At 62.6% G+C, this 12,477-nt stretch carries 19 protein-coding genes; 2 read left to right on the top strand and 17 right to left on the bottom strand.

The window, feature by feature from the left end:
* The first annotated feature begins 29 nt into the window (after nucleotides 1-29).
* The gene (locus AB4Y72_RS05025; RefSeq protein ID WP_441425227.1) at nucleotides 30-965 is read left to right on the top strand and encodes a carbohydrate ABC transporter permease; all 936 of its coding nucleotides are present in this window, start codon (nucleotides 30-32) and stop codon (nucleotides 963-965) included.
* Nucleotides 966-1,051: 86 nt separating this feature from the next.
* Nucleotides 1,052-2,398 (top strand): ABC transporter substrate-binding protein, encoded by a 1,347-nt coding sequence (locus tag AB4Y72_RS05030; protein WP_441425073.1) that lies wholly within the window; start codon nucleotides 1,052-1,054, stop codon nucleotides 2,396-2,398.
* A gap of 119 nt (nucleotides 2,399-2,517) precedes the next feature.
* Here AB4Y72_RS05030 and map read toward each other — a convergent pair whose 3' ends face one another.
* The 17 genes from map to rplV all read right to left on the bottom strand — a co-directional run bounded on the left by map (nucleotide 2,518) and on the right by rplV (nucleotide 12,464).
* Nucleotides 2,518-3,345, bottom strand: coding sequence for a type I methionyl aminopeptidase (map, locus tag AB4Y72_RS05035; RefSeq protein WP_441425074.1), 828 nt, complete (start codon nucleotides 3,343-3,345; stop codon nucleotides 2,518-2,520).
* Nucleotides 3,346-3,577: 232 nt separating this feature from the next.
* Complete coding sequence (locus AB4Y72_RS05040; protein ID WP_441425228.1) at nucleotides 3,578-4,147, bottom strand: adenylate kinase; 570 nt, start codon at nucleotides 4,145-4,147, stop codon at nucleotides 3,578-3,580.
* Nucleotides 4,148-4,152: 5 nt separating this feature from the next.
* On the bottom strand, nucleotides 4,153-5,463 hold the full coding sequence (gene secY, locus AB4Y72_RS05045; RefSeq protein WP_441425075.1) for a preprotein translocase subunit SecY: 1,311 nt from the start codon (nucleotides 5,461-5,463) through the stop codon (nucleotides 4,153-4,155).
* A gap of 187 nt (nucleotides 5,464-5,650) precedes the next feature.
* Nucleotides 5,651-6,142: a 50S ribosomal protein L15 gene (gene rplO, locus AB4Y72_RS05050; RefSeq protein WP_091563112.1), complete on the bottom strand. Its 492-nt coding sequence runs from the start codon at nucleotides 6,140-6,142 to the stop codon at nucleotides 5,651-5,653.
* The gene (rpmD, locus tag AB4Y72_RS05055) at nucleotides 6,143-6,349 is read right to left on the bottom strand and encodes a 50S ribosomal protein L30 (RefSeq protein ID WP_018773676.1); all 207 of its coding nucleotides are present in this window, start codon (nucleotides 6,347-6,349) and stop codon (nucleotides 6,143-6,145) included.
* Between the two features lie 3 nt (nucleotides 6,350-6,352).
* Nucleotides 6,353-7,033, bottom strand: coding sequence for a 30S ribosomal protein S5 (rpsE, locus tag AB4Y72_RS05060; protein ID WP_173403037.1), 681 nt, complete (start codon nucleotides 7,031-7,033; stop codon nucleotides 6,353-6,355).
* A 26-nt stretch (nucleotides 7,034-7,059) separates the two neighbouring features.
* A complete protein-coding gene (rplR, locus tag AB4Y72_RS05065; RefSeq protein ID WP_018773674.1) occupies nucleotides 7,060-7,443 on the bottom strand; it encodes a 50S ribosomal protein L18 in 384 nt (127 codons plus the stop codon).
* A gap of 2 nt (nucleotides 7,444-7,445) precedes the next feature.
* Complete coding sequence (gene rplF, locus AB4Y72_RS05070; protein ID WP_120951143.1) at nucleotides 7,446-7,982, bottom strand: 50S ribosomal protein L6; 537 nt, start codon at nucleotides 7,980-7,982, stop codon at nucleotides 7,446-7,448.
* A gap of 18 nt (nucleotides 7,983-8,000) precedes the next feature.
* Entirely contained in the window at nucleotides 8,001-8,399 is a 399-nt protein-coding gene (gene rpsH / locus AB4Y72_RS05075) for a 30S ribosomal protein S8 (RefSeq protein WP_018773673.1), read from the bottom strand.
* A gap of 91 nt (nucleotides 8,400-8,490) precedes the next feature.
* Entirely contained in the window at nucleotides 8,491-9,072 is a 582-nt protein-coding gene (gene rplE, locus AB4Y72_RS05080) for a 50S ribosomal protein L5 (RefSeq protein ID WP_441425076.1), read from the bottom strand.
* Nucleotides 9,072-9,431: a 50S ribosomal protein L24 gene (gene rplX / locus AB4Y72_RS05085; protein ID WP_441425077.1), complete on the bottom strand. Its 360-nt coding sequence runs from the start codon at nucleotides 9,429-9,431 to the stop codon at nucleotides 9,072-9,074. Before rplX ends, rplE begins: the two co-directional genes overlap by 1 nt.
* 3 nt (nucleotides 9,432-9,434) lie before the next feature.
* Nucleotides 9,435-9,803, bottom strand: coding sequence for a 50S ribosomal protein L14 (gene rplN / locus AB4Y72_RS05090; RefSeq protein ID WP_003803789.1), 369 nt, complete (start codon nucleotides 9,801-9,803; stop codon nucleotides 9,435-9,437).
* A 395-nt stretch (nucleotides 9,804-10,198) separates the two neighbouring features.
* Nucleotides 10,199-10,507 (bottom strand): 30S ribosomal protein S17, encoded by a 309-nt coding sequence (gene rpsQ / locus AB4Y72_RS05095; protein WP_051628707.1) that lies wholly within the window; start codon nucleotides 10,505-10,507, stop codon nucleotides 10,199-10,201.
* Nucleotides 10,504-10,833: a 50S ribosomal protein L29 gene (gene rpmC / locus AB4Y72_RS05100; protein WP_066436863.1), complete on the bottom strand. Its 330-nt coding sequence runs from the start codon at nucleotides 10,831-10,833 to the stop codon at nucleotides 10,504-10,506. The genes rpsQ and rpmC overlap by 4 nt, the downstream gene beginning before the upstream one ends.
* Nucleotides 10,834-10,835: 2 nt before the next feature.
* Nucleotides 10,836-11,252 (bottom strand): 50S ribosomal protein L16, encoded by a 417-nt coding sequence (gene rplP / locus AB4Y72_RS05105; RefSeq protein WP_018773668.1) that lies wholly within the window; start codon nucleotides 11,250-11,252, stop codon nucleotides 10,836-10,838.
* The gene (gene rpsC / locus AB4Y72_RS05110) at nucleotides 11,253-12,098 is read right to left on the bottom strand and encodes a 30S ribosomal protein S3 (protein ID WP_441425078.1); all 846 of its coding nucleotides are present in this window, start codon (nucleotides 12,096-12,098) and stop codon (nucleotides 11,253-11,255) included.
* A complete protein-coding gene (gene rplV / locus AB4Y72_RS05115) occupies nucleotides 12,099-12,464 on the bottom strand; it encodes a 50S ribosomal protein L22 (protein WP_003803798.1) in 366 nt (121 codons plus the stop codon).
* Nucleotides 12,465-12,477: the final 13 nt, after the last annotated feature.

Consider the following 12,477-nt stretch of genomic DNA (forward strand, 5'->3'; position numbering starts at 1 on the left):
CGTTCTCTCCTGTCAGTCCCGACGCCGCAGTGAGTCCCGACTCCGCCGCAATCAGTCCCGACTCCGCCGCTAGTGCCGGGTACACCCCCGACGGCGGTCCGGAGGTCCCCCTGCAGCGCAGCCGTCCGTTCTCCCGCGCCAACCTGATCCAGACGATCGCCGGAGGCTACGTCCCGCTGATCCTGGCAACCCTCGTGGTCGTCGTGCCGCTGCTGTGGATGCTGCTCAGTTCCTTCAAGCAGCCCGGCGAGATCGTCACCACGGACCTCAAGATCCTGCCGGAAAGCCTCAACCTGGACAATTACCGCACCGCCATGACCACCGTGCCGTTCGGTCAGTTCTTCCTCAACAGCCTGATCGTCACCGTCGTGGGTTCCACCATCAAGGTGATCCTGGCCATCCTGACGGCCTATGCCCTGGTCTTTGTGCGCTTCCCGTTCAAGAACGTCATCTTCGTGCTGATCCTGGTGGCCCTTATGGTGCCGCCGCAGGTATCGATCCTGCCGAACTACATCCTGATCGCCGGCATGGGCGGAAAAAACACCCTCTGGGGAATCATTCTTCCGGGCTTGGGCACGGCCTTCGGCACCTTCCTGCTGCGACAGCACTTTATGACCCTGCCCGCCTCCATCCTGGAAGCCGCCGAGATCGACGGCGCCGGGCACTGGCGGCGACTCTGGCAGGTGGTCGCGCCGGTGTCGATGCCGTCCATAGCCACCGTGGCCCTCGTGACGGTGGTCAGCGAGTGGAACGACTACATCTGGCCGCTCATCATCACCGACCGTCCCGAGACGATGACCCTGCCGGTCGGCCTGACGCTGCTGCAAAACTCCGAAGGAAACGGCGCCGGCTGGGGCATCCTCATGGCCGGGGCGATGCTCGTGATAGTTCCGATTCTCCTCGTCTTCGCGGCCCTGCAGCGCTACATCGTGGCCGGCCTCACCCAGGGCAGCGTCACCGGATAACCGCTGATCCCGCAAAGCCCACTCTTTCCAACGCACCTCCACCACCGCATCAACCCGAGTCAAAACTTCTTTTGAGAGGACCCACCGTGGCCATGAATCTTGACCGCAGAAACTTCCTTGGACTGGCTGGCGCCAGCGCCGGCGCAGCGGCACTTGCTGCCTGCGGCGGACCGTCCACCAGCGGAGGTGACGCCACCAGCGGCGCGTCCGATGTCGACTTCACCGGCGTGAAGCCCGCCGGTTCCTTCGACTTCTGGACCAGCCACCCGGGCAAATCCCAGGACGTGGAAAAGGCGATCATTGACAAGTTCCAGGCGAAGTACCCGGACATCAAGGTGAACCTCGTGACCGCCGGGGCCAACTACGAGGAAATCGCGCAGAAGTTCCAGACCTCGCAAGCAGCGAAGTCCACCCTCCCGGGCCTCGTGGTGCTCTCAGATGTTTGGTGGTTCCGGTACTACACCAACGGCAGCATCACCCCGCTTGACGGACTGATTAAGCAGCTGGATTTCAAGATCGGCGACTTCCAGAAGTCCCTCGTGGCCGACTACAAGTACGCCGGCAAGCAGTGGGCCCTCCCCTACGGCCGCTCCACTCCGCTCTTCTTCTACAACAAGGACCACTTCAAGGCCGCGGGACTGCCGGACCGGGCGCCGAAGACCTGGCAGGAGTTCGGCCAGTGGGCTCCGAAGCTCAAGACCAGTTCCGGCGCCCAGTACGCCTACATGTACCCGGCCCTCGCCGGCTACGCCGGCTGGACGCTGCAGAACAACCTGTGGGGCTGGGGCGGCAGCTGGTCCAACGGCTGGGACATCACCTGCGATTCCGCCGACTCGGTGGCGGCCCTGCAGTGGGCCCAGGACTCTGTCTACAAGGACAAGTGGGCCGGCGTCTCCTCCAAGAACGCCGCGGACGACTTCGCCGCCGGCATTGCGTCCACGACCATTTCCTCAACCGGTGACCTGCTGGGCGTGCTCAAGTCCGCCAAGTTCAACGTCGGCGTCGGCTACCTGCCAGGCGGGCCCAAGAAGGACACGGACGTCTGCCCCACCGGCGGTGCCGGGCTCGGCATTCCCAGCGGGGTGAGCAGGGAGGTCCAGCTCGCGGCCGCGACGTTCCTGAAGTTCATCACCGAACCGGAAAACACGGCGGCCTTCTCCGCGGCCACCGGCTATATGCCCACCCGCAGGTCGGCTGACATGGGCGCCGTGCTGGCCAAGACCCCGCAGATCAAGACCGCCATGGACCAGGTCGCCGTGACCCGCGTCCAGGACAATGCGCGCGTGTTCCTGCCCGGAGCGGACCAGGAGATGGCCAAGGCCGCCGCGGCAATCCTCACCCAGCAGGGCGACGTCAAGGCCACCATGGCCGGGCTGAAGACGACCCTCGAAGGGATCTACACCAAGGACGTGAAGCCGAAGCTGAAGAGCTAAGGCTGCGCTCCCTGCCTGACGATACGACGAATCCCTGGCGACGCTGGAATACCAGCGTCGCCAGGGATTTCTCGTATCTCGGGCGGTTAAGCGCATCGCTGGACCGCTGCGGACGGGACTTAGGGAATCGGGACGGGCACGACGCCGAGGGGCGCCAGTTTCGCGGCGCCGCCGTCGGGCGCCGAGAGCACCCAGATCCCCTTCTCATGCACGGCGACGGAGTGTTCCCACTGGCAGGACCGCTTGCCGTCCGTAGTGACTACGGTCCAGTCGTCGTCGAGGGTGGCGGTGTCGATGCTGCCGCGGACCAGCATGGGCTCGATGGCCAGGCACAGCCCGGGCCGGATCTTGGGTCCGCGGGGGCTGGTGCGGTAGTTCAGCACGTCCGGGGCCATGTGCATCTCCGAGCCGATGCCGTGGCCCACGTAGTCCTCCAGGATGCCCAGGGGCTTGCCGGGCACCGACGAGACGTAGTCGTCCACGGCGGCTCCGATATCGCCCACGAACTTGCCGGTGGCCAGGGCCGCGATGCCCCGCCACATGGCCTGCTCCGTGACCTCGGACAGGCGCACGTCTTCAGGATCGGCGGTGCCCACGATCACGGTCCGGGCGGAGTCTGAATGCCAGCCGTCCACGATCGCGCCGCCGTCGATCGAGATGATGTCGCCGTCGGCGAGGACCCGGCCGCCGGGGATGCCGTGCACCACTTCCTCGTTGACGGACGTGCAGATGGTGGCCGGGAAGCCGTGGTAGCCGAGGAAGTTGGACTTGGCGCCGGCGTCCTGCAGCACCGCGGCGAACACCTCGTCCAGCTGCGCGGTGGTGACACCCGGGGCTGCGGCGGCAACGGCCGCATCCAGGGCCCTGCTCAGGACAAGCCCGGCTTCATGCATGGTGCGCATCTGGGCGTTGGTCTTGTATTCAATGCGGGGCTGGCCGAATGCCATCTCTACCTCAGTGTTCTCATCTCGCGGTCCGGGCTGATCCTTCCCGGGCCTCCGCTTCGGGTCATCGACCCACGTCTTCAGCTCTATTCTCCCGTACCGGCACGTCTGCCCGGAACGGACCCCCTGCCCGGCGCGCGGGCATGCCCCTTAACAGCGAAGGGCGCGTCCCGTACCGATGGTACGAAACGCGCCCTTCCTTGGTGCATCAGCCTGGTGCGTCAGCCTTGGTGGATCAGGCGGCCTGGGCCGACTTGATCGCTTCCATGACGCGCTCGGTGACTTCGTCGATGCCGCCGATGCCGTCCACCTGGGTCAGGATGCCGCGCTCGGCGTACTTCGCCACAACAGGTTCGGTCTGCTCGTGGTACAGGTCCAGCCGGTGACGGATAACGCCTTCGTTGTCGTCACTGCGGCCTGTCTCCTTCGCCCGGCCCAGCAGTCGCTTGACCAGTTCCTCGTCGTCCGCGGTCAGCTGCAGGACGACGTCGAGCTTCTGGTCGGTGTCGGCGAGGATCGCGTCGAGATAGTCCACCTGCGCGGTGGTGCGGGGGTAACCGTCCAGCAGGAAGCCGGGCTCGACGTCGTCCTCGCTGAGGCGGTCGCGCACCATCTTGTTGGTGACGCTGTCCGGAACGAAGTCGCCGGCGTCCATGTACTTCTTGGCCTCGACGCCCAGCGGCGTCTCACCCTTGACGTTGGCGCGGAAGATGTCCCCGGTGGAGATTGCAACGACGCCGAGGCGTTCCGAAATTCGTTCTGCCTGCGTTCCCTTGCCGGACCCGGGAGGTCCGATGATCAACATTCTCGTCATCGCAAAAGCCCTTCGTAGTGACGTTGCTGTAGTTGCGCATCAATCTGCTTCACGGTCTCCAGACCGACGCCCACCATGATCAGGATCGAGGTGCCGCCGAACGGGAAGTTCTGGTTCGCGTTGATCAGAACGAGTGCAACCAGCGGGATCAGTGCCACGAAGCCCAGGTAGAAGGCTCCGGCCAGCGTGATCCGGGATAGGACGTACTGAAGATAATCCGCCGTCGGCCTGCCGGCGCGGATGCCCGGAATGAAGCCACCGTACTTCTTCATGTTGTCCGAGACCTCTTCAGGGTTGAAAGTAATCGCAACATAGAAGTAGGTGAAAAACACAATCATGGCGAAATACAACAACATATAGATCGGGTGGTCACCCTTGGTCAGGTTGTTGTTGATCCACTCAACCCAGGGCTGCATCTGCTCGCCGGCCTTGGGCTGGTTGAACTGTGCGATTAGCCCCGGCAGGTACAGCATGGAGGAGGCAAAGATGACGGGCACGACGCCGGCCATGTTCACCTTGATGGGGATGTACGTGCTGGTTCCGCCGACGGTGCGGCGGCCGATCATGCGCTTGGCATACTGCACCGGGATCCGGCGCTGGGACTGCTCCACGAAGACCACGAGGGCCACGGTGAGCAGGCCGATGATCAGGACCAGGAAGAAGGTACCGGGACCCTGGGCCTTCCAGATCGCTCCGAGCGAGCCTGGGAAGCCCGCAGCAATGGACGTGAAGATCAGCAAGGACATGCCGTTGCCGACGCCCTTCTCCGTCACGAGCTCGCCCATCCACATGATCAGGCCGGTGCCGGCCGTCAGCGTGATGACAATGAGGACGGTGGTGACAATGGAGTCGTCCGGGATGATCGGCAGCTGGCAGTTCGGCAACAGCTGGCCGGACCGGGCCAGCGACACCAGCGTCGTGGCGTTGAGCAAGCCCAGAGCGATCGTGAGGTAGCGGGTGTACTGGGTCAGCTTGGACTGGCCCGATGCGCCCTCGTCGTACAGCTGCTGGAAGCGGGGAATGACCACCCGGAGCAGCTGGACGATGATGCTCGCCGTGATGTAGGGCATGATGCCGAGGGCAAAAATGGACACCTGCAGCAATGCACCGCCGCTGAACAGGTTGACGAGCTGGTAGATACCGCCCGAGGTCTGACCGTTCTGCAAGCATTGCTGGACATTCTGGTAGCTCACACCAGGCGAGGGGATGAAGGCACCCAAGCGGAAGATTGTGATGATTCCCAGCGTGAACAACAACTTGCGTCGCAGATCAGGCGTGCGAAAGGCCCGGCCAAATGCGCTAAGCAAGCGTCCTCCTGAGTAATAAGTAAAGTTGTGTGAGGCAGGTCAAATAAACCCAACAACCGAGTCTAACGGGTGGATGCGTCCGGCGAAGAATCGGCGGGGCCCGAAAAATGAAAAAACTCCCGGCACCGGGGGCCTGAGCCCCACGTGCCGGGAGTTTTAACAACGGGCAACTGCCCCGCCGCCTCGGTTAGAGGGCGGTGGTGCTTCCGCCTGCTGCGGCAATCTTTTCTGCGGCGCTGGCCGAGAATGCGTGGACGGTGACGTCAACCTTGACGGTGATGTCGCCGGTGCCCAGCACCTTGACGGGCTGGTTCTTGCGAACGGCACCCTTCTCGACCAGGTTCTCCACGGTGACTGCGCCACCTTCCGGGAACAGCTCGTTGAGCTTGTCCAGGTTTACAACCTGGTACTCGACCCGGAACGGGTTCTTGAAGCCGCGCAGCTTCGGCAGGCGCATGTGCAGCGGCAGCTGGCCGCCGGCAAAGCCAGCCTTGATCTGGTAGCGGGCCTTCGTACCCTTGGTACCGCGACCGGCGGTCTTACCCTTGGAACCTTCACCACGACCAACGCGGGTCTTGGCGGTCTTGGCACCCGGGGCGGGACGCAGGTGGTGAACCTTCAGTGCGTTCTGCTTCTCAGCGGCGCCCTGTGCCTTTTCGGCGGTGTTCTTCTCTGCCATTTACTTCGCCTCCTCTACCTTTACCAGGTGCGGAACCGTGTTGAGCATTCCAACGGTCACGGCATCGGCGGTGCGGACAACGGTGTGTCCGATCCGCTTGAGGCCGAGGGACCGAAGGGTGTCGCGCTGGTTCTGCTTGCCGCCAATGGCGGACTTGATCTGAGTGATCTCCAACTTTGCATCGGAGACAAGCACGTTCTTAGCCATGACTCAGACACCTGCCTTCTGGTTCAGGAGCGCCTTCACCATTGCCGGCGGAGCGATCTCGTCGAGCGGGAGGCCGCGGCGTGCCGCCACTGCTGCCGGCTCTTCGAGGCGCTTCAGGGCATCAACGGTCGCGTGAACGATGTTGATGGCGTTGGAGGAACCGAGCGACTTGGAGAGGATGTCGTGGATGCCCACGCACTCCAGTACTGCACGGACCGGGCCACCGGCGATAACACCGGTACCGGCGGAAGCCGGACGCAGCATGACGACGCCTGCGGCGGCTTCACCCTGAACGCGGTGCGGGATGGTGCTGCCGATGCGGGGAACGCGGAAGAAGGACTTCTTGGCCTCTTCAACGCCCTTCGCGATGGCGGCGGGAACTTCCTTGGCCTTGCCGTAGCCGACGCCGACCATGCCGTTGCCGTCACCGACGACGACGAGGGCGGTGAAGCTGAAGCGACGACCACCCTTGACGACCTTGGAAACACGGTTGATGGTTACAACGCGCTCTACGAACTGGCTCTTCTCGGCTTCGCGGCCGCCGTCGCGGCCACCACGGCCGCCACGGTCGCCACGGCCCTGGCCGCGGTCGCCACGCTCGCCACGACGGGCGCCACCACGGCGGTCGTCGGTGGTAGCAGGCGCAGCGGTCTCAGTTGCCGGAGCAGCTACAGCTTCAGTCACCTGAATGTCCTTTTCGTTATTTTCGGTCACAGTGCCAGCCCACCTTCACGTGCGCCGTCAGCGACGGCGGCGATCCGGCCGTGGTACTTGTTACCACCGCGGTCGAAGACAACTGCTTCGATACCGGCAGCCTTGGCACGCTCGGCGACCAGTTCGCCAACGCGCTTGGCCTTGGCGGTCTTGTCACCGTCGAATGCACGAAGGTCGGCTTCCAATGTGGAGGCGCTAGCCACGGTCAGGCCCTTGGTGTCGTCGACAACCTGGACGAATACGTGACGTGCGGAACGGTTGACGACCAGACGCGGGCGTACAGCCGTACCGGAGATGCGCTTGCGGATACGAAGCTGGCGGCGGCTGCGCTGGGCAGACTTGCTCTTGTTCGTACGCTTCTTGTTAATTGCGATCGCCATGGTTACTTACCAGCCTTTCCGACCTTGCGGCGGATGACTTCGCCTGCGTAACGGATGCCCTTGCCCTTGTAGGGGTCCGGCTTCCGCAGCTTGCGAATGTTGGCAGCAACCTCGCCGACCTGCTGCTTGGAGATACCTGAAACAGAGAGCTTGGTCGGGGTCTCAACTGCAAAGGTGATGCCGTTCGGTGCCGAGACGTTGACCGGGTGGCTGTAGCCCAGAGCGAACTCCAGGTCAGAACCCTTGGCCTGGACGCGGTAACCAGTACCGACAATCTCAAGCTTCTTCTCGTAGCCTGCGGTGACACCCTGGATCATGTTGGCGATCAGGGTGCGGGTCAGGCCGTGCAGCGAACGTGAGGCGCGCTCGTCGTTCGGGCGGGCGACAGTCAGGGTGCCTTCTTCCAGGGAAACCTCGATCGGGCTGGGCACAGTGTGGCTCAGCTCGCCTTTGGAACCCTTGACGCTGACGACAGAGCCGTCAACCTTGACCTCAACGCCGGCAGGAACGGTGATGGGGAGACGTCCAATACGTGACATTATTCTCTTCCTTTCCCGTTACCAGACGTAAGCGAGGACTTCGCCGCCCACGCCCTTCTTGCCGGCCTGCTTGTCAGTCAAGAGGCCGGAAGAGGTGGACAGGATTGCGACACCCAGGCCACCGAGCACGTGCGGCAGGTTGGTGGACTTTGCGTAAACGCGCAGTCCCGGCTTGGAAATACGACGAACGCCAGCGATGGAACGCTCGCGGTTCGGACCGAACTTGAGCTCGAGGGTCAGCTTCTTGCCAACCTCAGCGTCTTCTTCTTTCCAGGAGGCGATGTAACCTTCAGCCTTCAGGATGTCGGCAACGCGTGCCTTGAGCTTGCTGTACGGCATGGTCACGGAGTCGTGGTATGCCGAGTTAGCGTTGCGCAGACGCGTAAGCATGTCTGCGACGGGATCTGTCATTGTCATGTGGGCTCTTGCCCTTCCTCATAACGGTTTCCGCCATGCTGTCGTCCCGAAAAATTTCGGGACCAGCGGGCGGACCTTTTACGTAGCTAGATTAGTCTTCGGTCTTGAACGGGAAGCCAAGCGCCTTGAGCAGCGCGCGGCCTTCGTCGTCGGTCTTGGCAGTGGTCACGACGGTGATGTCCATGCCGCGAACGCGGTCGATGGAATCCTGGTCGATCTCGTGGAACATAACCTGCTCGGTCAGACCGAAGGTGTAGTTGCCGTTGCCGTCGAACTGCTTGCCGCTGAGGCCACGGAAGTCACGGATACGCGGCAGAGCCAGCGTGACCAGACGATCCAGGAATTCCCACATGCGGTCCCCACGCAGAGTTGCGTGTGCACCGATCGGCATGCCTTCGCGCAGCTTGAACTGTGCGATCGACTTGCGGGCCTTGGTTACCTGCGGCTTCTGGCCGGTGATCAGGGTCAGATCGCGGACGGCGCCGTCGATCAGCTTGGAGTCCTTGGCGGCATCTCCAACACCCATGTTCACAACGACCTTGACCAGGCGGGGAACCTGGTTGACGTTCTGGTACTTGAATTCCTCAGTCAGCGAGTTCTTGATGGAATCGGCGTACTTGGTCTTCAGGCGGGGAACCATCTTGCTTGCCGGAGTCTCGAGAGTCTCAGTCATTAGATGTCCTTCCCTGAGCTCTTGGCCACGCGGACGCGCACTTCACGCTTCACGCCATCGCGCTCAACGGTCTCGGTGCGGAAACCGACGCGGGTGGGCTTCTTGGTGGACGGGTCAACCAGGGCCACGTTGGAGATGTGGATCGAAGCCTCGACGACCTCGATGCCACCGGTCTTGGTGCCGCGCTGCGACTGACCGACCTTGGTGTGCTTGGTTACGCGGTTAATGCCTTCGACCAACACGCGGTTGGACTCCGGGAATACGCGCAGAACCTTGCCCTGCTTGCCACGGTCGCCGCCGCGCTCAGCCTTGGCGCCAGTGATGACCTGAACGAGGTCACCCTTTTTGATCTTAGCCATGGACTAGAGCACCTCCGGAGCCAGAGAAACGATCTTCATGAACTTCTTGTCGCGAAGTTCACGACCAACCGGTCCGAAGATACGGGTACCGCGGGGGTCACCGTCGTTCTTCAGGATGACGGCTGCGTTCTCGTCAAACTTGATGTAGGAACCATCCGCACGGCGGCGTTCCTTCTTGGTACGGACGATGACAGCCTTGACGACGTCGCCCTTCTTTACGTTGCCGCCCGGAATTGCGTCCTTGACGGTAGCGACGATTACGTCGCCAATGCCTGCGTAGCGACGGCCAGATCCACCGAGAACGCGAATGGTAAGGATTTCCTTAGCACCCGTGTTGTCGGCGACCTTGAGTCGCGACTCCTGCTGAATCACTATTTACTCCTTGCGTCGCGCTGGTTCTCAGACCGAAAATCTTCCTACGGAATGAGCCTTGCGGAACGGTTGATCGGGGTGTCTCTTGACCTGCCTGGATTTTGCCAGACCAGGCCTAAACGCCCGTGCCAAAAACATTTGCTTCCCAGGCGCATTCCGACGGATCGGGGCGCAAGGGGGCACTATGCCGTGGCACGATTGTTTACGAGGTTGATGACGGCGCGCAAAATGCGCCATACAAACTCAAAATCTTAGCACGTTTTGGGCGTATCCCCATATCACAGCCCGGCCGCCTGCACGCGCCAGCCCGCGGGCACGCCGGCAACGCAGAAGCCCCCGCTCCCCAAAGGGGAACGAGGGCTTCTGCTGTATCACCAGGCACCTAGGTGCAGGTGTTACTTGGCCTTCTCGAGGATCTCGACCAGACGCCACCGCTTGGTAGCGGACAGCGGGCGGGTCTCGGCGAGGAGCACGAGGTCGCCGATGCCGGCGCTGTTCTCTTCGTCGTGGGCCTTGATCTTGGCGTTGCGGCGGATGACCTTGCCGTAGAGGGCGTGCTTCACGCGGTCTTCGACCTGGACAACGATGGTCTTTTCCATCTTGTCCGAGACGACGTAGCCGCGCTTCGTCTTACGGTAACCGCGCTCGTCAGCCTTGGCTGCGTCGGAAACAGTTTCCGTCACGTTCTCGTCCTTTTCACTCACTTGGCATCCTCCTCGGTTTCAACCGTTTCAGCCTTTTCAGCCTTCTTGGTTGCAGCCTTCTTGGACTTCTTCTCTTCCTTGGCCTCCACAACCGGTGCGGCAACCTCGGCACGAATGCCCAGCTCGCGCTCACGGAGCACGGTGTAGATGCGGGCGATGTCCTTCTTTACCGCGCGCAGACGACCGTGGTTCTCCAGCTGACCGGTGGCGGACTGGAAACGCAGGTTGAACAGCTCTTCCTTGGCCTTGCGGAGTTCTTCAACGAGACGCTCGTTGTCGAAACCGTCCAGCTGTGCGGATGCAAGTTCCTTGGATCCTACTGCCATTTCTACTCACCACCTTCGCGACGCACAATGCGTGCCTTCAACGGCAGCTTGTGGATTGCCAGGCGCAGGGCCTCGCGAGCTACCTCTTCACTGACACCGGAGAGTTCGAAGAGAACCCGGCCCGGCTTGACGTTTGAGACCCACCATTCCGGAGAACCCTTACCGGAACCCATGCGGGTTTCGGCCGGCTTCTTCGTCAGCGGACGGTCCGGGTAAATGTTGATCCAGACCTTTCCGCCACGCTTGATGTGGCGGGTCATCGCGATACGGGCAGATTCGATCTGACGGTTCGTGACATAAGCCGGGCTCAGAGCCTGGATGCCCCACTCACCGAAGGAGACCTGGGTGCCGCCCGTAGCAGCGCCGGAACGACCCGGGTGGTGCTGCTTACGGTGCTTGACTCGACGTGGGATAAGCATTTAAGCCTGTCCTCCTTCTACTGACTGCGCCGTGCCTGCGGCACCGGCCTCAACTGCCGGAGCTTCAGCAGCGGGTGCTGCCTCGGCTGCCGGGCGGTCGGTACGACGACGGCGGTCACCACGGTCAGCGCCACCCGGGCGGCCCGGACGGTCGCTGGCACCACGGCCGCGGGACGGAGCAGCAGCTGCCTGCTGAGCCAGTTCCTTGGCGGTGACGTCGCCCTTGTAGATCCAGACCTTCACGCCGATGCGGCCGAAGGTGGTCTTGGCCTCGTAGAAGCCGTAGTCGATGTTCGCACGCAGGGTGTGCAGGGGCACACGGCCTTCGCGGTAGAACTCCGAGCGGGACATTTCAGCGCCGCCCAGTCGACCCGAGCAGGCAATACGGATGCCCTTGGCACCGGCACGCTGCGCGGACTGCATGGCCTTCTTCATCGCACGGCGGAAAGCCACGCGGGAAGTCAGCTGCTCAGCAACGCCCTGGGCAACAAGCTGAGCTTCCATCTCGGGGTTCTTGACCTCGAGGATGTTCAGCTGAACCTGCTTGCCGGTGAGCTTCTCAAGCTCGCCGCGGATGCGGTCTGCTTCGGCGCCGCGGCGGCCGATAACGATGCCCGGACGTGCCGTGTGGATATCCACGCGGACACGGTCGCGGGTGCGCTCGATTTCGACCTTGGCGATGCCGGCCCGCTCCATGCCCGTGGACATGAGCTGGCGGATACGGATGTCTTCGCGAACGAAGTCCTTGTACCGCTGGCCGGCCTTGGTGCTGTCAGCAAACCAGTGCGATACGTGATCGGTGGTGATGCCGAGTCGGAACCCGTGCGGGTTAACTTTCTGTCCCACTTAGCGAGCCTCCTCTTTCTCCGGGGTAGCGACTACCACGGTGATGTGGCTCGTGCGCTTCTTGATCTGAAATGCACGACCCTGGGCTCGCGGCTGGAACCGCTTCATGGTCGGGCCTTCATCAACAAACGCTTCGCTGATGATGAGGTCACCTTCGTCAAACGCCACGCCGTCGCGGTCCGCGAGGACCCGGGCGTTGGAGATTGCCGACTGAACTACCTTGAATACCGGCTCCGAAGCTGCCTGGGGGGCAAACTTCAGAATTGCCAGAGCCTCATTCGCTTGCTTACCACGAACAAGGTTGACGACGCGCCGGGCCTTCATAGGCGTTACGCGGATGTGACGCGCAATTGCCTTGGCTTCCATTGCTTTCCTTCTC

Source organism: Arthrobacter sp. YAF34 (genome assembly GCF_052113245.1).
GTDB lineage: Bacteria > Actinomycetota > Actinomycetes > Actinomycetales > Micrococcaceae > Arthrobacter.